Consider the following 19,305-nt stretch of genomic DNA (forward strand, 5'->3'; position numbering starts at 1 on the left):
AGTTGGGAAGGCGGTTAATCTTTTTTGTGTGGCGCTCGGCGCGCTGGCGAAACTGTCACCTCGCTACGCATCGACGTCGGTTTCCGCGACGCTACGCCTGTGCTTCCTCGGTCTCGGCGTCTTCGACGCTCTCGGCCTCGTCACCGTCGACGCTCTCGACCTCGATTTCTTCGGGGTCGATGCCTTGCTCCTCGGCGATCGCTTCGAGGAGCGCGCGCTGTCGGGCGTTCTCCCGCTCCAGTCGCTCGACGCGCTCGCTGGTCGAATCCAGTTGCTCGCGCATCTCGGCGACCTGCTCGCGGAGTTCGTTGAGTTTGCTGTACAGTTTCTCGGCGGTGTCGGCCAACTTCTGGACTTTCTTGGCCGTGCTTCCGAATCCCATGGACGATGGTTATGTCGCCCGATACGTGACTTTTCCGACTCGACCGCTGGCCTTTTTGACTCCCCGTGGAAAGTACCCGGCATGTCGCAGGAACGGTTGCCCGAGACGCCAGCGCCGACGGTCGGCGTCGTCGCCGCGCTCGCGGTCCTCGCCGCCGTCGTCGCACCGTACTTCCTCATCGGGGCCACGGAGGTCGGCGTCTACTACAGCGCGCCGACGTTCGTTCCGGTCCACCTCGTCGCTGGCCTGTTCGCCACGATTGCGATCATCGTGTTCGCCGCCGGGCGTAACGGCCGGACCGACCCCCAGACCGCGGCGGGAGCGGCGGTCGTCCTCGGCGGGTTCGTCGCGCTCCTCGTCCTCTGGTGGACCGTCGCGGTCGGCGGTCTCGTCGGGAGTCTGACCGAAGTCGCGGCGTTCGACTACCACCGCTGGCTACTGCTCGCGGCGTCGGTCGCGCTCGCGGCCAGTGCTGGCTGGTTCGCCCGAGACGTGCTGTAGTAGGTGCTGTGTCGATGCCGTCGCGGTATCGACCGATTACTCGGCCACAGACGGCGCGTGAAGAGCTATCAGCCGATGCATAACAAAGCCCGAAGCGCCGGTACTCCGGAGCGTGTCCGAGAACGACGCGTCCGGAACCGAGACGCCCGCGACCGCCGCGGCCGGAGACGGCGGCTTGGGCGACCTCGCGGAGTCGGAGGACGCGAGAGAGCGCTGGATGCTCCGGGACGACGAGTTCCTGCTGGAGGAGGACCGCGAGTACGTCCTCCGCGACGAGGGCCGGTCGTGGACCGACTACGTCTCGCCGCTCCTGTTCGGCGCAGTCGTCGCGGTGATGGTCGGGGACGTGATAACCACGGGCGTCGGAATGGCGATGGGACTCGACGAGGCGAACCCGGTCGCCGCGGCGGTCATCGCGGAAGCGGGTCTCGGCGGTCTCGTCCTGCTGAAGGCGATGGCCGCAGTCGTCCTTCTCGTCCTGCCGGGCGTGACGGGCGACGCCCGCCGGACGTTCCGCGCCGGGAGCGCGGTCTACCTCCTCGTCGGCCTGCTCGTCGTCGCGGCGAACGCGTGGGCCATCGTCGCCGTCGCGTGATTCTTCGTCGTCGAACGATTCCCCGCTGTCGCGCGATTTGCGAAAAACCCTTAAGTCCGTGGCCGCTTACTTAGAGATGGACTAGGTCGGGCAGTTAGGCCCTGCTCGTCACCCGCACTATGGTCTTCAGCGGGGGCCGAACCCCGGAGGAGTCCGGTCAGACCGTGCCGGGCCCCGGAAGCCGACTTCGAAGCCTCGTCCTACGGGGATAGCGGTCTCCGGCGGGCACTCGCAGGAGTGCCGCAGTCGGAGTTAGCCGGTGGTAATCCGTCAGGCGCGGAAGCGAGCAGCGGACCACTGGACAGCTATCGCTCGCAGGGTCGCGGGGTGGAGGACGCGCCCGGGATTCCCCGGCACGGAACGCCGGGCAATTCCGGCTGTCCACCCATTCATAACAAACTTTTACCGCGCTCGAGATCGACGAGCCAGTGGCTCGCCGGTCGTTCGCTCGTAAAACTTCGATGAAAAACGCGGCACTCCTCCCTGCGGTCGTCGCTTGGTCCGCTCGCTCACGTTCGTTCGCTCGCGGTACAGTATCTGGTGTTCGACAGCACCGCAGAAAGGGGTCGTCGTCAGTCGTCGCCGGTCGCTTCGACCATCCGCTCGACGTTGGTCAACTCCAGACCGCCGCCGAGCGTCTGGTTCGGGTAGGGGATGTCGATGTCCTCCTCGTCGAATCGCTCTTTGACCGCGGTGACGTACTCGCCGCGGGTCTTCACGTAGTCGCTCCGACTCGGGTTTGCAATCCAGATGCGCGACTGGAGACCGACCGAGGAGTCACCCAGTTCCGTGAGTCGGACCGAGGGTGCAGGGTCGTCCAGCACGTCGGGATGGGCCTCGGCCTCCTCTACGATAATCTCGGTGGCGCGGTCGATGTCGTCGTCGTAGCCGATGCCGAACAGGAACTTCAGGCGGAGTCTGTCGCCCTCGACCGGGTTCTTGATGACGCCGTCGGTCAGCGCGGAGTTGGGCACCGTCAGCAGTTCGTTGTCGAAGGTTCGCACCCGGGTCACGCGCAGGCCGATGTCCTCCACGATACCCGAGTAGCTTCCGCCGTCCCACTCTATCCAGTCGCCGATTTTGAACGGCTTGTCGGTGTAGATAAACACGCCCGACACGAAGTTCTTGATGACGTCCTGCATGGCGAACCCGATGGCGAGGGTGGCCGCGGCCGCGATGGTCGCCAGCGAGGTCAGGAAGTTCCCGTAGTCGGCGAATCCGAACGCTACCGAGATGGCGACGAACAGGACGCCGAACTTCGTGAGCTTCAGAAGCGGCGTCTTGGCGTGTCTGTCGAGGTCTCGGCGGTCGAGAAACCGTCCAGCGAGCGGGACCAGCGTCGCTCGGCCGACGAGGTAGACGGCCAAGAACGAGACCAGGAAGTACAGCGCCTGCGTGACGGCTATCGCGTAACCGGAATCACCGAGCAAGCGCTCCAAAATCGGAAGCGGTTCGACCATCAGTGCAGTACCGCGGTGTTCCCTCGCGTCTCCACGAGGTCGGCGTCGACTCGCTCGGCGAGTTCCTCGGCGAGTTCCTCGGTGGTGGTGCCACCGCGGGCGGCCCGGAGGAACTTGATTTTCACGAGTTCGCGGTCGGCCAACTGGTCTGCGAGTTCGTCGGTGACGGAATCGATACCGGCTTTGCCGACCCAGACGGTCACGTCGAGGTCGTGGGCCTGTTTGCGCAGGTCTTCGTCGGTCATACTCCGTCTGGGGAGCGAATAGCCTTAAAACGCATGAACCGGAGCTGTCGGCGGGCTTTTTCCCGCTGATGGCCCAATCGTCGCTCGATGCGTGTGACGAGTCTCGTCGACGACCACCTGTTCGGGTGGGTCCTGGTGTCGGTCGCCCTCGGGGTCGCGGTTCCCGAACTGGCCGCAATCGTCCGATTCTCGACGGTCATCCTCGCAATCATGGTCGGTAGCGTCTCGCTGACCCTCTCGGCGTCGCGGTTCCTGTCGGTGGACCGGTCGGCACTCGGCCGCATCCTCCTCGGCCACGCCGCCATGCCGGTCGTCGCGCTCGGAGTCGCGCGCGCTCTGGGACTCTCACCCGATCTGACCGCGGGGTTCGTCCTCCTCGGCGCGGTCACGCCCGAACTGGTGACGCCGACGATGACCGCGCTCGCGGACGGCGACACCGCCCTCGCCTCGGCCGCGCTCGTCGTCATCGGGGTCGGAAGCACCGTCTTCACGCCGTTCGCGGTCACACTTCTACTCGGTTCCGGCATCGAAATCGACGGGTGGCGCATCGCCGAGAGTCTGGTGGTCGCGGTCGTCGTCCCGATGGCGCTCGCGGTCGGTGCGCGAACGCGGTACGGCGAGCACGTCGGAAAGTACGAAACCTACTACACGTCCGTCTCGGCGGTGATGGTCGTCCTCATCATCGGCGGCGTCACCGCGGCCAACGCCTCGCTGATTCGTGCGGAAACCGACCTTCTGGTCGGCATCGGTGCGGGCACGCTCGCGGTCAACCTCGCGGGGTACGCGCTCGGCTGGATGGGAACGAGGTCGGCCGCGAACCCGGTGCGAGTCGCCGGGGCGCTCTCGGTCGGAATGCGGGACTTCGCGGTCGCGGCCGCGCTGGTGACTGCGGCCGGGTTCCCGGCGAGCGCGTCGCTCCCGGCGGTACTGTTCGGTATCGTGGAGATGGCGACGAGCGCGTTTCTCGCCCGCCAGTTCGCCAGCTAGGTCGCGGGAGAATCCTCACTCGTAGGGGTATCGCTTCTGCTCGCCGCAGTCGCAGGTAACGACCACGTGGTCGTTCTGAAGTCTGACCCGGGCGTTCTTGCCCGGGCGGAGGTAGCTATCGCAGGCGTCACAGGTGAATCGCTTGAACCGCGTGGGGAGCGAGACCCGGTTGCGCTCGGCGAGTCTGCGGGCGAGACGGACGTACTCGCGGGCGCGCTGGTCGTGACACTCGGCGGCGGCTTCGCGGGCGAGCGATGCGAGACGCTCGATGCGCTCTTCGGCGATGTTCATTATGGGAATGGGGGGGTGGGGGTTTCCGGGGCGAGACAGGACAAGGATAGAAAGTGCCTGTGTTGCCCCATCGGGGTGATTCTCCGAATGGGTAAAATAGTTTTTGGTTTATTCCGGGCGAAACCGACTATGTTCCGAGGACCCGCCGACCGCGTTCCGGTAGGGTTTTGTCACGCCCGCGTTTTCCGTCCGACAGTGAGCGCGCGCAACGACCCCGGAATCGGCGCTTTCGGGCCTGCACTCGGACTCCAACGATGAAGGTGAGCCACTACTTCGAGTGGGAGGAGTACATCACGGGCGGCCACGCCCAATCGGTGGACAACCAGCGCAAGATTATGGACCGGCGCGGTGTCGAGTACACGACGAAGCCGACCCTAAACGCCGACCTGCTCCACCTCAACAACATGGGGCCAAAGTCGATTTACTACGCCAAGAAGGCCCAGCGGGCCGACGTGCCGGTCCTGGTCCACGCCCACCAGACCGCCGAGGACTTCCGGGAGAGTTTCGCGCTCTCGAACGCCCTCGCCAAGCCGATGAAGCCGTATCTCCGGTACGCCTACTCGCTGGCCGACCACCTCGTCTGTCCCTCCGAGCACAACCGGAACGTCGTCGAGGAGTACGCCGACGCGCCCAAGACGGTCATCAGCAACGGGTTCGACCCCGAGAAGGTCGAGGGGTTCGACGACGACGGCCTCCGGGAGGAGTATCTCGACCGCTACGACCTCGAACCGCCGGTCGTGTTCAACGTCGGCCACGTCATCAAGCGCAAGGGACTGGAAGCCTTCGTCGAGACCGCCCGGGAGATGCCCGACCTCGACTTCGTGTGGTTCGGCTACCTCAACCCCGCGGGCGGCGAACTCGACCGATTCCTCAAGAGCAGGGACACCAAGCGACTCGTGGAGAGCGCGCCAGACAACTGCCAGTTCACGGGCTACGTCGAAGACGTTCGGGGGGCCTTCGCGGCCGGAGACGTGTTCTTCTGGCCGTCCAAGAACGAGAACGAGGGCATCGCGCTTCTGGAGGCCATGTCCTGCGGGAAACCGCTCGTCATTCGGGACATCCCGACCTACGATTGGCTCGAAGACGGCACCCACTGCCTGAAGGCGAGCGGCGCGGTCGGGGACTTCGCGTCGGAGTTGGACCGACTCCGCGACCCGGACCTGCGCGAGCGACTCGGCGCGAACGCGACGGAGAAGAGTCATGACTTCGAACTGAACGCGGTGGGCGACGACCTCGTGATTCTGTACCGTGATTTGGCCGGGTGAAATCCGCGATTTCGACTGTTCCGTGGCGGCCGAACTTCACAAGGTCTTAAGTATCGCTTCCCAAAGGGGCCAACAATGGAACAGGTCGCCGCGTTCACCGACACCTACCTGCCGACCGTCAACGGCGTGACCTACACCATCGCGTCGTGGCGCGACCGCTGGGAACGAGCAGGCGGGCGGATGGACGTGGTCTACCCCGGTGCCGACGGCCACCGACCGGGCGACGGCGAACACCCGGTCGGAAGCCTCCCGTTTCCGTTCTACGACGGGTTCCGACTCGGGACGCCGAAGATTCCGACCGCAGTCCGGGACGCGGAGGTCGTCCACGCCCACACGCCCTTCAGCATCGGTCTCGGCGGTCTCCGACTCGCTCGCGACCGAGATATCCCGCTGGTCGCCTCGTACCACACGCCGACCAGCGAGTACGCCGCCTACGTCTCGCCCACCGACTCCATCGCCTCGCTGGTCGGCCGGGTGTCGGAGGCGTACGAACGCTGGTTCTTCGGGCGCGCCGACGCGGTGCTGGCACCCTCCGCGGCGACCCGCGACCACCTGACCGAGGAGGTCGGTATAGACACGCCCGTCGAGGTGGTGCCGAACGGCATCGACACCGAGCGGTTCCAACCGGTCGAGACCGACGACTTTCTGGACCGTCACGACCTTCGCGGCGACCGGCCGCTAATCGGCTACACCGGGCGTCACGGCTACGAGAAACGCCTCTCGGAACTCGTCGCGGCCGCCGCCGAGATGGACGTGACGCTGGTGTTCGGTGGCGACGGTCCGGCCCGCGACGGCCTCGAAGCGCAGGTCGAGGAACTCGGCGCGGACGCCCGTTTCCTCGGCTTTCTGGACCGCGATGAGATGGCGGCGTTCTACTCGGCGCTCGACGTGTTCGCGTTCCCGAGTCCGGTCGAGACCCAGGGCCTCGTCGCGCTGGAGGCCAACGCCTGCGGGACGCCGGTCGTGGGTGCGAACGCGGGCGCGCTCTCGAACACCATCGTCGACGGCGAGACGGGGTACCACTACGAGAGCGGCGACGTGGAGGACTTCCGGGACGCGATTCGCCGGACGCTGGCCGAGCGCGAACAACTCCGAGAGGCGTGTCTCGCCCGCCGTGACGCGGTCAGCGTCGAACACGCTATCGAAAAACTCCGGGACGTGTACGACTCGATTCGTTAGAGTTCCACGCGCTCGACCAGATTGTTCTCGCCGTCGCGGATGTTGACCGCGACGATGCGGATGTCGTCTTCGAGTCCCGAGTCGCGGAGTTTCGCCTTCAGGAGGTTATCGACCTGATAGACGCCCGCGGCGTTCAACATCTCGATCTCCACGAGGACCGGGGCCGTGTCGCCCTGCATCAGCGAGACGCCCTTGATGGCCTGACTCGACACGGTGTCGATGCCCCGACCACCCTTCTGGTAGGGCATCCGCGAGCGACCCTTCTCCATGTCGAGGGCGTCGGCGATCCGGACGACGCCCGCCTCCGTCGTGAGGGGGTCCTCCTCGGTGTGATGGCAGAGGATAGCGTGGAGGACCTCGCCCTTGACGCGGACGACCTCCTCGGTGCCGTAGAAGTCGAACTGGGGGAGGATGCGGTCGAGAACGTCGGCCGCGAGCGGAATCGACCAGTAGGCGTGTTCGTCGCGGTGGACGACGTGACCGATGTCGTGGATGGTCGCCGCCAGCGCGATGATGACGCTCTCGTCGGCCTCGTCGAGTCCCTGCTCGGACGCGCCGTTGAACTCAACGCCGCCCTGCTTGAGCAGTTCGTACAGCGACAGCGCGCGATTCCGGACGATTTCGATGTGCTTGCTCCCGTGGTCGTTGTACCCCTTCCGGACGACCGGGTTGACGTTCTGGGCGTCGAGGTAGGTCTGAATCTCGACGTCGTCGTGGATGACTTCCAGCACCTCGTTGAGTCGATGGTCGGGGAAGGCGTGGTCGGCCTGCGGGTCGTACTCACGACCCTCGTCGTCGGACTGCTCGGTCTCTTCGATATCGCTCATACCGGATACCTCGTGGCCCAGCGGAAAAAGCCCTCGGCCAGAACGTTCGTGGAAGATTCGGAAAACCGCGGGCAGGAAACGTCGGGGAATCGTGGATACAGTGTGAGGGCCGTGAACGAACCGAGAGCCCGCACGGTCGCAGTCGGCCGTACGAAACCGCGGGCCGTGACAGACCACGGGACGCGCCGCGTCTGCGCTCGCACAGTTCTGTGCGAGCGCAGACCACGCAGGGAGGAACGGGAGCGCGGTACGGGGCCGTGCAGCGCAGTAGCGGGCGGCCCCGAGTAACGCGAACCGTCACCAACCTCTGTCGCTCTCAAGAATAGCAATACATTTCCAAGACAATCAAAGACGCTTCTCTAGCGAATATAAATAAATTCCAAGACCACCCTCCGACCTCACGAGGCGAGAGACCGACGGGTACACAAGTCCCGACTCACAACCCTCCCGCAATGACCGAACTCGACGTGGAGGCAGTCGAGCAAATCGACGAGAGCGACGTACCCGAGGGCATCGACGCGCCCGAGTACGTCCTCTACGGGGGCAAAGGCGGCGTCGGCAAGACCACGATGGCGGCCGCGACGGGGATGGCCAGCGCCCGGGACGGGACTCCGACGCTCGTGGTCTCGACCGACCCGGCCCACTCGCTGTCGGACACCTACGAGACCGACATTCCGGCGAATCCCGAGCGCATCCGGGAGGACGTGCCGCTCTACGCCGCCGAAATAGACCCCGAGGCCGCGCTCGAAGAGGGGAAGGCCGTCTTCGGCGGTGCCGCCGGAGGCGAGGACGGAAGCGAGAGCGCGGACGACACCGCGACTGCCGACCCGATGGGCGCTGGCGCGGACGACCAGTCCGGTCCGCTCGGCGGTCTCGGCGGGATGCTCGGCGGCGAGAACCCGATGGACGCTATGCTCGGCGGGCCGATGCCGGGGTCGGACGAGGCCGCCGCGATGCAGAAACTGCTGGAGTTCATGGACGACCCGCGCTTCGAGCGCGTGGTCGTGGACACCGCGCCGACCGGCCACACCCTCCGACTCCTCGAACTCCCGGAACTCATGGACTCGATGGTCGGCCGCATCATGAAGCTCAAACAGAAGTTTCAGGGCATGATGGAGGGAATGAAGGGGATGTTCGGCGGCGAGGACGCCGACCCCGAGCAGGGACTGGACGACCTCGAAGAGCTCAGCGACCGCATCGAACGTCTCCGGACGACTCTGCGGGACCCGAGCCAGACCGACTTCCGGGTCGTGATGGTTCCCGAAGAGATGAGCGTCTTCGAGTCCAAGCGCCTGCTCGACCAACTGTCGGAGTTCGAGGTCCCGGTCGGGACCGTCGTGGTCAACAAGGTGATGGAAGACCTCGCTGACGTCGCGCGCGGTGACACCGACACCGACGCCTTCGTCTCGCCCGACCTCGACACCTGCGAGTTCTGCCAGCGGCGGTGGGAGGTCCAGCAGAGCGCTCTCGCGGAGGCACAGGAGGTCTTCCGGGGCCACGACGTCAAGCGCGTCCCCCTGCTGGCCGACGAGGTGCGCGGCGACCGCATGCTGGCGCTCGTGGCGAACTGTCTGGAGTGACGCTCCTCGCTGTCCGAGCCGCTGGCCGCTATCGATTGTTCGACACAGTTAAGAAAATTAACCAAATGTGTAGAAATATCTGTAGTAATTTCCTAAACGATTAATATTACATCGTGAAATTGCGTCTGCGGCTGATGTATGCTAGATGGTATACCGCTCGTGCTGTTGCTGGCGGCGGCGGTCGGGTTCATCATCGTCGCCACGGCGAAGCTGGATCTGCACGCGTTCCTGACGCTGCTGCTCGCAGCGTACGGGACGGCGCTGTTCGCCGGTATCGACCCGAAGAAAGCGGCGTCGCTCGTCACCGACGGATTCGGTAGCGTCCTCGGATACATCGGTATCGTAATCCTCGCGGGGACCATCATCGGGACCGCGCTGGAGCGGTCCGGCGCGGCCATCGTCATCGCCGAGACCATCCTCGACCTCGTGGGCGAGGAGCACACGACCGAGGTAATGGCTATCACCGGGAGCGTCGTGAGCATCCCGGTCTTCTGCGACTCCGGATTCATCATCCTGTCTGGCCTCAACCGGTCGCTCGCCGAGCGGTCGTCGCTGTCGCTGGCGACGCTCGGCGTCGCGCTCGCCGGCGGACTGTACGTGACCCACGTCTTCGTCCCGCCGACGCCGGGTCCCATCGCCGCGGCCGCCATCGTCGGGGCCGACGTCGGCCTCGTCATGCTCGCGGGCATCGTTGTGAGCGTGCCGGTCGTCTTCGTCGCGGCGAAGTGGGCCGACACGGTTGCGTCCAAGTACCACATCGACCCCGCGCCCGAGACGACGATGGAGGACATCAAGGAAGAGTACGGAACGCTCCCGTCGCGGGCGGCCTCGTTCGCGCCGCTGCTGGTCCCCATCGCGCTGATAACGCTCGGGAGCATCGCCTCCTACCCCGAGGCGGAGGACCCGGCGTTCGTCACCGGCGCGCTCCAGCGCTGGCTGCTGTTCTTCGGCGACCCGGCGGTCGCGCTCGTCATCGGGTCGTTCGTCGCGTTCGCGGCCGTTCCCGAGTTCACCGACGAGATAACCGAGGAGTGGGTGACCGACGGCATCGAGAGCGCGGCAGTCATCATCGCCGTGACCGGCGCAGGCGGCGCGTTCGGCAACGTCCTCGGAGCGCTCCCGCTGAAGGACTTCGTCAGTAACGCGTTCGGCGGCCTCGGCATCGGACTGTTCGCGGCGTTCGTCATCGCCGCGGCGATGAAGACCGCACTCGGTTCGTCGACGGTCTCCATCCTGACCACCGCCAGCCTCATCGCGCCGCTGCTCGGACCGCTCGGCCTCGCCACGCAGTGGGGCAAGGTGTTCGCGGTCCTCGCCATCGGTGCGGGGAGCATGACCGTCAGCCACGCCAACGACTCCTACTTCTGGATCATCACCGAGTTCACCGACATGGAAGCGGCAACGGCCTATCAGGCGTGGACGCTCGCGACGCTCGCACTCGGCGTCACGAGCATCCTCTGGATCAGCGTCGTCCAGAGCGCGGTTCAGATGCTGGTCTAGGGCGCTCGCTCGACGACCAGCACTCTGAGGTCGTTGACGTTCGTCCCCGTCGCCCCCGTGGTTATCAGTTCGCCGCGCTCGTCCAGATACGGGTACACGTCGTTCTTCGCGAGCGCCTCGCGGGCGTCGTCCTCGTCGGTGACGGTGTCGGCGTCGACGATCGCGCCCGCGGCGTCGGTCGCCCCGTCGATGCCGTCGGTGTCGACGCAGGCGAGTGCGACGCGGTCGGCGTCGAGTTCGAGCGCGGCGCTTACCGCGAACTCCTGGTTCGGACCGCCCCGGCCGTCGCCGCGGACGGTCACGGTCGTCTCACCACCCGAGAGGACGACCGCAGGGGGTTCGACGGGGTTGCCCGTGGCGCGGACCTCCTCGGCGACCGCGACGTGGGTCTTGGCGGCCTCGCGGGCTTCGCCACGCACCCGCGAGGAGAGTACCAGCGTCTCGTACCCGCGGTCGGCGGCGACCTCGCGGGCGGCGTCGAGCGCGGCGAATCCGTCCGCGAGGACGTAGTTCGAGACGTGCTCGAAGACCGGAGCGTCCGCACTCGGAGTCTCTCGAACGTCCCCGTCGGCCCCTCGCCGGAGTCGGGTCCGAACGCTCTCGGGAGCGTCGATTCCGTATCGGTCGAGCACCGAGCGCGCCTCGGCGAACGTGGACCCGTCCGGAGCGGTCGGCCCGCTGGCGATGACGTCGAGGTCGTTGCCGACCACGTCGCTCAGGACCAGTCCCGCGACCGTCGCTGGAGCGGCCGCGCGAGCGAGTTGCCCGCCCTTCAGCGCGGAGAGGTGCTTGCGGACGGCGTTTATCTCGTGGATGTCCGCGCCGCTCTCGAGCAGGGCGTCGGTCACGGACTGGAGGTCCGACAGGGTCACGTCCGCCGCCGGCGCTGGCAACAGGGCGCTTCCGCCGCCGGTAACGACTGCGAGCACGAGCGTCTCCCGGTCGGCCGACTCGGCGAGGTCGAGGACGTCCCGTGCCCCCGCCGCGCCGCGCTCGCTCGGGACCGGGTGGTCGCCCTCGCGCACTGCGACGCGCTCGGTTTCGACCGGGTCGTCGGTGACGACGACGCCCCGCGCGATGCGGTCGCCGAGGACGGATTCGAGCGCCGCGGCGACGTGTCCGGCGGCGTTCCCACCCCCGACCACGACGACCTCCTCGTACTCCGTGAGGTCGTATTCGGCGTCGCGAACTCGGAGCGTCTCTCCGTCGAGGGTGACCGAGTCGCGGACGACTTCTCGCGGATGGGCGGCCCGGACGCCCGCCTCGACGCACGAGAGCGCCGTCTCCCTCGGTTTCGACCCCGCCAACTCGTCGTAGTTCTCGATCATTGGGTTCGTGTGAGAGCAGTTCACTCGACGTGAAGTTAATTCTGTTTCCCGTCGGACGACCGACCGCCCTACCGAGGTGGGTCAGTCCCCGAGCGGATTCTTCGCTACCAGCGAGAGCGCGAGTCCGTAGAACTTGTCGCGCAACTTCGCCGGGACGAACCGGCCGAGCATCGCCACCTTCGCCACCTGTCCCACCGGATAGCGCGCGGCGGGGTCGGTGAGATTCGCGGCGTCCAGAATCGTCTCGGCCACGCGCCGCGGCGACACCGCTCCGGGACCGCCGCCGCCGACGGTCTCGGTGTCGTCCAGAATCGAGTAGAGGGTCTCGTAGGCGTCCGACCGCTCGATACCCTCGACTTCGTCGTTCGCGCGCTCCACGAAGGCCGTATCGACGGGACCGGGTTCGACCAGCACCACGTCGATGCCGAACTCCGAGACCTCGGGCCGGAGCGCGTCGCTGATACCCTCCATGGCGAACTTCGAACCGTTGTAGATACCCATTCCGGGCGTAGCGATTCGGCCGCCGACGCTGGAGACGTTGACGATGGTGCCGGTCTGACGCTGGCGCATGTGGGGTAGGACTTCGCGGGCGAGACGGTGCGGGCCGAAGACGTTGACGGCGAACTGGTCTTCGACGCTCTCGACGGTCACGTCCTCGACCGGGCCGAGTTGGGCGTACCCCGCGTTGTTTACGAGGCAGTCGATGCGGCCCTCCTCGTCTATCACGCGTTCGACCACTCGCTCCACGTCGTCGTCTTCGGTCACGTCGAGCGTGGCGATGTTGGCACCCGCGTCGCCGAGCGACTGCACGTCGGCCGGGTTGCGGGCCGTCGCGTACACTTCCCACCCGTCTTCGAGGAAGGCGTGGGCCGTCTCGCGTCCGATGCCCGACGAGCAACCAGTGATGAGAACGGTTTCGGTCACACTCCCACTGTCACGGCGAGGATAGTTAAATTTCGTCGCTCCGGAGTTCGATAGTCGAAACCGTCCGCTCCCGTAGTCGTCCGTCGCCCGAACTGGCGAACAGGCAGAGGCCGAGAGCCGCCGAGACCGGAATCGCCAGTCGTCTACGCGGTTCAGAGCGACCGTTTCACTTCGTCGGCGTAGCTGTCAGCTAGCCGAGTCGGTTCCGGGAGTTTGTAGCCCGCGCAGAGTCGGCCAACGAGGTCGGTCGTGGTCTCGGCGCTCACGCGATGACCGGGGCTGACGAACAGCGGGTTGACGTGGCGGGTCTTCGGGTCGTCGTACTGCCGAGACTGGTAGGCGTGGCCGATGACGGTTCCCTCCGGCGCGGTCACGCTGTCGTCGGCTTCGATGGCGACTCGCGCGCCCTGGGGCAGGTGGCCGTCCAGCGACTCGCGGGGCCGCCCGCAGAGCAGGTTCTTGGCGACCCCGACGGCGGGCACGTCGAGCGTGACGCCGACGTGGGTGGCGATGCCCGCCTGCCGGAAGTGGATGCGCCCGCTCCCGTCGAAGACCGCGAGGTCCGGTTCGACCGAGAGTTTCTCGAACGCCGAGAGGATGGCCCCGCCCTCGCGGAACGAGAGCAGGCCGGGAATGTAGGGGATGTCGGTCGGTTCGACGGCGTGGGCGCGCTCTACGACCTCGCCGTCGCGGGCCGCGACGATGGCGCTGACGGCCTGCTCGCCGTCGGCGGTGAACGCTTGGTCCACGCCCGCGACGACCGGGGACTCGCCCGCGCGCTGCTCGCCGAGCGTCGTCTGCTCGGCCTCACCGGACCCCGCCGAGACCGCGGTGGGGTCGAAGTCGAACCGGTCTTCGAAGACCGCGACCTCGGCGATGTCGCGCTGGAGTTGCTCCATCTCCTCGCGGGACAGCGACGCGTCGGGGACGAACTCGGGATGAACTGGCGTCGTGGGCATGGAAAGAGAAACGAGTTCGAGGCGTTAGAATCGTCCGCCCGGGCCGCCGGGACCGCCCGGCCCCCTTCCGGGGCCGCCGCCACCGCCGAGTTGGAGTTCCTGTGGCGCGCGCTCGCCCTCCCGCTTGAGTTTCGCGCCGTAGGCGAGACCGATCGCGACGCCCGCGAGGTGGGCCAACTGGGCGACACCGCCAGCGCCGATGCCACCGGTCGCACTGACGAACACCGAGTAACCGACGAACAGCGTGGTCGCCAGCCAGAGCGGCATGGGCAGGATGAAGTAGAGGTAGATGGTCAGGTTGGGGTTCAGCACGGTCAGCACGCCCAGAATCGCGGCAATCGCACCGCTCGCGCCGACGACGCCGCTCGCCACGCCGGGCGACATGACTGCCGAGACGCCCGCCTGCGCGAGACCCGCGGCCATCCCGGAGACGAGGAACAGCGCGACGAACTTCTTCGACCCGATTCGGCGCTCGACCACCGGCCCGAAGAAGTAGAGGACGATGGAGTTCAGCGCGATGTGGCCGAAGCCACCGTGAGCGAAGATGGACGTGACCCACGTCCAGACTCGGAAGAGGTGAGTGGACTGGAGGACGAATATCGGCCCGACGAGCCGCGGAGCCGTGAGTTGGACCACGAGTTGCGCGGCGAAGGTGAGCCACATCAGGCCCAGGAACACGAACGTCATGTTCTCCCGGAAGTAGCCCAGCGGGCCACCCGGACCCGTGTTGACGCCGATTCGGTCGGTGACGCCGCCCGAGGAACGGCCGCGGTCGTTCACGCTGTCGTCGAACCCGCTGTCGAACACGCCCTCGGGGTCGTTCCATTCGTTCATGCCCGGACAGTCGTGACTCTCCGGGAGTCGATGGGTCGAACAGTAAGTACCGCCGCATCTCCGGCAGTTGTACGGCATATTCTCGTGCTCGCCACACTCGTCGCACTGCGCCATTGTCGGTCACTTGGGGGTCGGACCTGAAAGGGATTTGGGTCGTCACGCGTCGTGCCGGAACGACGGGACCGGAAATCGGACCTGTCAGTTTCCTAGGATGGGCTCGAACTCGGGACTCACTCCGGCTTCTTTCCGCCGTACACCGCGAAGTTGTAGTACTGCCAGATGGACGTGACCGATTCGAATCCGGTCTCCCGAAGCCAGACGAGTTGGTCGGTCAGCGTCGAGGGGTCGTCGTAGTCGTCGCTGGCCTGCCACTCGTCCATGAAGTCCTCCTCCTGCCACCCCTTCGAGCGCACCCAGTTCTCTATCATCTCGCCCGACAGCGTTTCGAGGTGCGGGGCGTCGAACCGAATCACGTCGCCGTTGATGAACCACCCGCCGGGGGTCAGCGACTCGTAGATGGCGTCGAAGAGGGTCTGCTTCTGGGTCACGTCGAGGTGGTGAACCGCCAGCGACGAGACCACGAGGTCGTACTCGTCTTCCGCCGCCGGGTAGTCGTCCGGGAAGGCTCCGCAGTCGAGGGTCGCCCGGTCGCCGAACGTCTCCAACTTTCGCTCGGCCTCGTCGAGCATCTGCTCGCTGTGGTCCACCGCGAAGACGGTACTCTTCGGGAATCGCGTCAGGAGTTTGGTCGTGAGTTCGCCCGTCCCCGCGCCGAGTTCGAGGACGTTGACGGGGTCGTTGCGGTCGTTCGGAGGGGAGTTGAGAATCGCGTCGTGGAGTTCGTCGTACCGCGGCACGATGGCCTCGATGCCGGGGTCGTAGACGCTCGCGTCCTCGAACACTTCGCCGGGCTTCTTCATGACCTCCCGTATTCACTCCACGCATGTATGCTTTGAACCGAGTCATAGCGCCGCCCTGCGATTATTTCCCGAGCGCATGCTCCGGCAGTACCCGCCCGCATCTGTGACGCGACTGCGCTCGGGGTCGGGTTGGCTCGGAGTCCCGCCTCGATTGGTCCCCGAGGCGTCTTCCCGGCGAATTTTTGACGCTGGCGCACCGACGTGGAGACGTGAAGGAGTACGAGCGAAAACAACTGCTGGAGCGCGTCGAGCGCGAGGGCGCGACGGTCGGCGCGGACATCCCCGAGACCATCGACGTGCAGGGCGAGTCGCTGGACCTCCGGGAGTTCGTCTTCGAAATCAAGCGCCGAGACACCGTGCCCGCGGGCGAGCGCGACCGGGTGGACGAGGCCAAGAAGAACCTCCGGCGCGAGCGACTGCAGCGGAAGCAACTGCTCGAAGAAGGCGACATCACGAGGGAGGAAGGCCAGGAGTTGGTCTCGGCCATCGTGGGCATCGACCGCGCGCTGAACGCCCTCGAAAGCCTCGGGCCGACCGACCTCGAACGCGAGAGTCAGGCCAAGGAGGCCGCCGACCAGAAACGCTGGATGTCGTTCCTCAAGCAGGCGCTCGGCCGCGAAGACGCGAGCAACCGCGGACGACTCTGACCGCAGACGACTCCAACCCAGACGACCCAAAACATGAGACGAAACGCCGAAATCGCCGACCTACTCGAAGAGTACGCCGACCTCCTCGAAGCCCAGGGCGTGGACTACAAACACAGGACCTACCGCCGGGCGGCCGAGAGCATCCGGGACTCCCCCGAGGACATCGAGGTGTTGGCCGCCGAGGGTCCAGAAGCGGTCCAGCGGATTCAGGACGTGGGCGAGTCCATCTCGAAGAAAGTCGTGGAAGCGGTCGAGACCGGTACCTTCGAGCAACTGGAAGACGAGCGCGCCGAGATGCCGGTCGAGATGGCCGAACTCACCAGCGTCGAGGGCGTCGGCCCGAAGACCGTGGGAGACCTCTACCGGGCGCTCGACGTGAAGAATCTGGACGACCTCGAAAACGCCGCCCGCGAGGGCGAAATCCGGGACGTGTCCGGGTTCGGTGAGAAGACCGAGCAGAACATCCTGGCGGGCATCGAGTTCGCCCGCGACTCGCAGGGCCGCGAGTTGCTCGGAGACGCCAGACCCGTGGGCGAGGCCGCCCTCGACTTCTTCGAGGCCATCCCGGAGGCGGGCCGGTGCGAACTCGCGGGGTCGCTCCGCAGATGGAAGCCGACCATCGGCGACATCGACGTGCTGGTCGGGAGCGACGACCGGCAGGCGGTCATCGACGCCTTCACCGACTGGAGCGAGGCCGACGAGGTCATCGAGGCCGGAACCGACAAGGCCAGCGTGCGCTCGGACGGCCAGCGCGTGGACTTGCGAGTCGTGGTTCCCGACGAGTTCGGAAGCGCGCTCCAGTACTTCACCGGCAGCAAGGAACACAACATCCGACTCCGGAACTACGCCATCGACCGCGATTTCAAAATCAACGAGTACGGCGTGTTCGACGTGAGCGAAGTCGAGGACCAGGACGCGGGCCAGCGAGTCGGCGAGCGAGTCGCGGGCAGGACCGAGGAGGGGATGTACGAGGCGCTCGACCTCCCCTTCATCGAACCCGAGATGCGCGAGGACCGCGGGGAGATCGACGCCGCCGCGGCCGGAGAACTCCCGGAATTGATAGAGGAGGGCGACGTTCGCGGCGACCTCCACCTCCACACCGAGTGGTCCGACGGCGAGTACAGTATCGAGGAGATGGCCGAGGCCGCCGCCGAGTTCGGCCACGAGTACATCTGCGTCTCCGACCACGCTACCGGCCCGGGGATGGTCGGTGGCGTGGGACTGGACGACGCCGAGTTGCGCGAGCAGTTGGCCGAGATTCGAGAACTGGCCGACGTCCTGCCCGTAACCGTCTTCGCGGGCGTCGAGGCGAACATCGACGTGGACGGGGCCATCAGCGTCTGCGACGACCTGCTGGCCGACCTCGACTGCGTAGTCGCGTCGCCGCACAGCGCGCTGGAGGGCGACGCGACCGACCGCATCGTGGCGGCCATCGAACACCCGAGCGTGGACGTCATCGGCCACCCGAGCGGTCGGCTGATTCACCAGCGGCCCGGCGTGGAGTTGGATATCGACGTGGTGGCCCGCGCCGCGGCCGACCACGACACCGCGCTCGAAATCAACAGCAGTCCCTACCGCCTCGACCTCTGGGGGAGCGCGGTCAAACAGGCCGTCGAACAGGGCGCGACCGTCGCCATCGACACCGACGCCCACTCCCCGCCGGAGTACGGGTACGTCCGGTACGGCGTCCACACCGCCCGGCGCGGGTGGGCGCAAGCCGACGACGTCCTGAACACCCGTGACGCCGAGGGCGTGCGAGAGTTCTTCCACTGAGATGCCACCGCACTCGCCCGCGAACTCGGCGCTCCTGCTCGACGCGATGCTCGGAAAGCTGGCGACCTACCTCCGGATGTGCGGGTACGATACCGCCTACGCGCTGGACCGCGAGGCACGGAGCGCCTCGGAACGGCCGGGCGAGGAGGAGCGGAGCGACGACCCGCGAGGAATCGAAGACGACGACGCCTTGCTGGACCTCGCAGAGTCGGAGGGTCGCCTGCTGGTCACGCGAGACGCGGAGTTAGCCAGGCGCGCCGACGGTCTCCTGCTGGAGACGAAGGCCGTGACCGACCAACTCGCGGAGTTGGCGGCCGCGGGGTTCGCGCTGGAACTCTCTGAGCCAGCGAGGTGCGCCGAGTGCAACGCGGAGTTGGAAGTGGTCGCGGACGGAGCAGCGACGCCGGAGTACGCGCCCGACACCGACGAAAGGCGGGTCTGGCGGTGTCCGGTGTGCGGGCAACACTTCTGGAAGGGAAGCCACTGGGAGTCGGTCGAGGAGACGCTGGCGAGGCTCTAATTCTCGGTTTCACTCTGATTGTAGGTTCAGATACGTCGCGTCAGTGAGAACCGAGAGCGATGGTATGCTGGTTTCAAAAGCCCCCGGTCGCTCGCGGTCGCTCAGCGACATATCCGGCCTCTCCGCACCGCCCGGCCGGATAGAGGTCGCTGAGACGACTGAACTGAACGCGACCGACCGGCCCCTTTCAGTCCCGCCCGAGGTGGTTTGGTCGGACGGCAATCGCGTATCTGAGTATCGCCTCGATTTGCATTCCCTAGAATTATCACGCTCCGATTGGATTCGAGTCGATATGAAAGAAGACCGTATAAAAGTAACAGCCGAGGTATGGGGTCTTCGCGTTCGGAATCTCTTTTACACCGTCGTCCAACTCACCGGGTTCGCTCTCGTTGCTTACGGAATCTACTCTTTCTTCAGTCCATTCCTCAGACTGTACGGGTATTCGGTCTCGTTACCGACGGAAATCTCCGGCGTCCTCCCAGGACTTGGCTTGTTCGAAGGTGTGGCAGTGATGTTTGCAGGATTCGTCGTTGTTTGGCTAAGTACCGCTAGCTGGTTTTGAGCGGTCTTACTGTCACCTTCCCCGGA

21 protein-coding genes and 1 other RNA gene are annotated in these 19,305 nt (G+C 66.2%); 12 read left to right on the forward strand and 10 right to left on the reverse strand.

Going from position 1 to position 19,305, the window contains the following annotated elements; translation table 11 throughout:
* Positions 1–91: 91 nt before the first annotated feature.
* On the reverse strand, positions 92–382 hold the full coding sequence (locus E2484_RS01240) for a DUF5798 family protein (protein WP_137283406.1): 291 nt from the start codon (positions 380–382) through the stop codon (positions 92–94).
* An 81-nt stretch (positions 383–463) separates the two neighbouring features.
* Between E2484_RS01240 and E2484_RS01245 the strand changes: the two genes are divergently transcribed.
* From E2484_RS01245 to ffs, 3 genes are all read left to right on the forward strand, one after another.
* On the forward strand, positions 464–883 hold the full coding sequence (locus E2484_RS01245) for a DUF7548 family protein (RefSeq protein WP_137283407.1): 420 nt from the start codon (positions 464–466) through the stop codon (positions 881–883).
* A 112-nt stretch (positions 884–995) separates the two neighbouring features.
* Positions 996–1,478, forward strand: coding sequence for a DUF5658 family protein (locus E2484_RS25355; RefSeq protein WP_321111401.1), 483 nt, complete (start codon positions 996–998; stop codon positions 1,476–1,478).
* Between the two features lie 74 nt (positions 1,479–1,552).
* Positions 1,553–1,865, forward strand: an RNA gene (gene ffs, locus E2484_RS01255) — signal recognition particle sRNA.
* 185 nt (positions 1,866–2,050) lie between these two features.
* Here ffs and E2484_RS01260 read toward each other — a convergent pair.
* Together E2484_RS01260 and E2484_RS01265 are read right to left on the reverse strand one after the other, a co-directional pair.
* Positions 2,051–2,941: a mechanosensitive ion channel family protein gene (locus E2484_RS01260; protein ID WP_394347897.1), complete on the reverse strand. Its 891-nt coding sequence runs from the start codon at positions 2,939–2,941 to the stop codon at positions 2,051–2,053.
* Positions 2,938–3,183, reverse strand: coding sequence for a YhbY family RNA-binding protein (locus tag E2484_RS01265; protein WP_137283409.1), 246 nt, complete (start codon positions 3,181–3,183; stop codon positions 2,938–2,940). Before E2484_RS01265 ends, E2484_RS01260 begins: the two co-directional genes overlap by 4 nt.
* A gap of 87 nt (positions 3,184–3,270) precedes the next feature.
* Between E2484_RS01265 and E2484_RS01270 the strand changes: the two genes are divergently transcribed.
* Complete coding sequence (locus E2484_RS01270; RefSeq protein ID WP_137283410.1) at positions 3,271–4,170, forward strand: bile acid:sodium symporter family protein; 900 nt, start codon at positions 3,271–3,273, stop codon at positions 4,168–4,170.
* Positions 4,171–4,185: 15 nt separating this feature from the next.
* Here the strand turns inward: E2484_RS01270 and E2484_RS01275 are convergent, their stop codons facing one another.
* The gene (locus E2484_RS01275) at positions 4,186–4,461 is read right to left on the reverse strand and encodes a ribonuclease P protein component 4 (protein ID WP_137283411.1); all 276 of its coding nucleotides are present in this window, start codon (positions 4,459–4,461) and stop codon (positions 4,186–4,188) included.
* Positions 4,462–4,715: 254 nt separating this feature from the next.
* Between E2484_RS01275 and E2484_RS01280 the strand changes: the two genes are divergently transcribed.
* Both E2484_RS01280 and E2484_RS01285 read left to right on the forward strand, forming a co-directional pair.
* Positions 4,716–5,726: a glycosyltransferase family 4 protein gene (locus E2484_RS01280; RefSeq protein WP_137283412.1), complete on the forward strand. Its 1,011-nt coding sequence runs from the start codon at positions 4,716–4,718 to the stop codon at positions 5,724–5,726.
* Between the two features lie 75 nt (positions 5,727–5,801).
* Complete coding sequence (locus E2484_RS01285; RefSeq protein WP_137283413.1) at positions 5,802–6,905, forward strand: glycosyltransferase; 1,104 nt, start codon at positions 5,802–5,804, stop codon at positions 6,903–6,905.
* Here E2484_RS01285 and E2484_RS01290 read toward each other — a convergent pair.
* Positions 6,902–7,732 carry an HD domain-containing protein gene (locus tag E2484_RS01290; RefSeq protein ID WP_137283414.1) on the reverse strand — a complete coding sequence of 277 codons (831 nt, stop codon included), beginning with the start codon at positions 7,730–7,732 and terminating at the stop codon, positions 6,902–6,904. The genes E2484_RS01285 and E2484_RS01290 overlap by 4 nt on opposite strands.
* A gap of 452 nt (positions 7,733–8,184) precedes the next feature.
* Between E2484_RS01290 and E2484_RS01295 the strand changes: the two genes are divergently transcribed.
* Together E2484_RS01295 and E2484_RS01300 are read left to right on the forward strand one after the other, a co-directional pair.
* Positions 8,185–9,312 carry an ArsA family ATPase gene (locus tag E2484_RS01295; RefSeq protein WP_137283415.1) on the forward strand — a complete coding sequence of 376 codons (1,128 nt, stop codon included), beginning with the start codon at positions 8,185–8,187 and terminating at the stop codon, positions 9,310–9,312.
* A 138-nt stretch (positions 9,313–9,450) separates the two neighbouring features.
* On the forward strand, positions 9,451–10,812 hold the full coding sequence (locus tag E2484_RS01300) for a GntP family permease (RefSeq protein ID WP_137283416.1): 1,362 nt from the start codon (positions 9,451–9,453) through the stop codon (positions 10,810–10,812).
* Here the strand turns inward: E2484_RS01300 and E2484_RS01305 are convergent.
* From E2484_RS01305 to E2484_RS01325, 5 genes are all read right to left on the reverse strand, one after another.
* The gene (locus E2484_RS01305) at positions 10,809–12,140 is read right to left on the reverse strand and encodes a glycerate kinase type-2 family protein (RefSeq protein ID WP_137283417.1); all 1,332 of its coding nucleotides are present in this window, start codon (positions 12,138–12,140) and stop codon (positions 10,809–10,811) included. The genes E2484_RS01300 and E2484_RS01305 overlap by 4 nt on opposite strands.
* An 81-nt stretch (positions 12,141–12,221) precedes the next feature.
* Positions 12,222–13,064, reverse strand: coding sequence for an SDR family oxidoreductase (locus E2484_RS01310; protein WP_137283418.1), 843 nt, complete (start codon positions 13,062–13,064; stop codon positions 12,222–12,224).
* A 152-nt stretch (positions 13,065–13,216) separates the two neighbouring features.
* A complete protein-coding gene (locus E2484_RS01315) occupies positions 13,217–14,023 on the reverse strand; it encodes an endonuclease V (RefSeq protein ID WP_137283419.1) in 807 nt (268 codons plus the stop codon).
* Between the two features lie 24 nt (positions 14,024–14,047).
* Complete coding sequence (locus E2484_RS01320) at positions 14,048–14,971, reverse strand: rhomboid family intramembrane serine protease (protein ID WP_137283420.1); 924 nt, start codon at positions 14,969–14,971, stop codon at positions 14,048–14,050.
* 116 nt (positions 14,972–15,087) lie between these two features.
* On the reverse strand, positions 15,088–15,777 hold the full coding sequence (locus tag E2484_RS01325; RefSeq protein WP_137283421.1) for a class I SAM-dependent methyltransferase: 690 nt from the start codon (positions 15,775–15,777) through the stop codon (positions 15,088–15,090).
* Positions 15,778–15,986: 209 nt separating this feature from the next.
* Here E2484_RS01325 and E2484_RS01330 point away from each other — a divergent pair, with 209 nt between their 5' ends.
* From E2484_RS01330 to E2484_RS01345, 4 genes are all read left to right on the forward strand, one after another.
* Positions 15,987–16,424: a DUF5788 family protein gene (locus tag E2484_RS01330; RefSeq protein WP_137283422.1), complete on the forward strand. Its 438-nt coding sequence runs from the start codon at positions 15,987–15,989 to the stop codon at positions 16,422–16,424.
* 33 nt (positions 16,425–16,457) lie between these two features.
* A complete protein-coding gene (locus E2484_RS01335; RefSeq protein ID WP_137283423.1) occupies positions 16,458–18,197 on the forward strand; it encodes a helix-hairpin-helix domain-containing protein in 1,740 nt (579 codons plus the stop codon).
* 1 nt (position 18,198) lies between these two features.
* Complete coding sequence (locus E2484_RS01340; RefSeq protein WP_137283424.1) at positions 18,199–18,717, forward strand: Mut7-C RNAse domain-containing protein; 519 nt, start codon at positions 18,199–18,201, stop codon at positions 18,715–18,717.
* Between the two features lie 292 nt (positions 18,718–19,009).
* On the forward strand, positions 19,010–19,279 hold the full coding sequence (locus E2484_RS01345) for a hypothetical protein (RefSeq protein WP_137283425.1): 270 nt from the start codon (positions 19,010–19,012) through the stop codon (positions 19,277–19,279).
* The last annotated feature ends 26 nt before the right edge of the window (positions 19,280–19,305 follow it).

Origin of the sequence: Halorussus salinisoli, from assembly GCA_005239435.1 — an archaeon.
Taxonomy (GTDB): Archaea; Halobacteriota; Halobacteria; order Halobacteriales; family Haladaptataceae; genus Halorussus; species Halorussus salinisoli.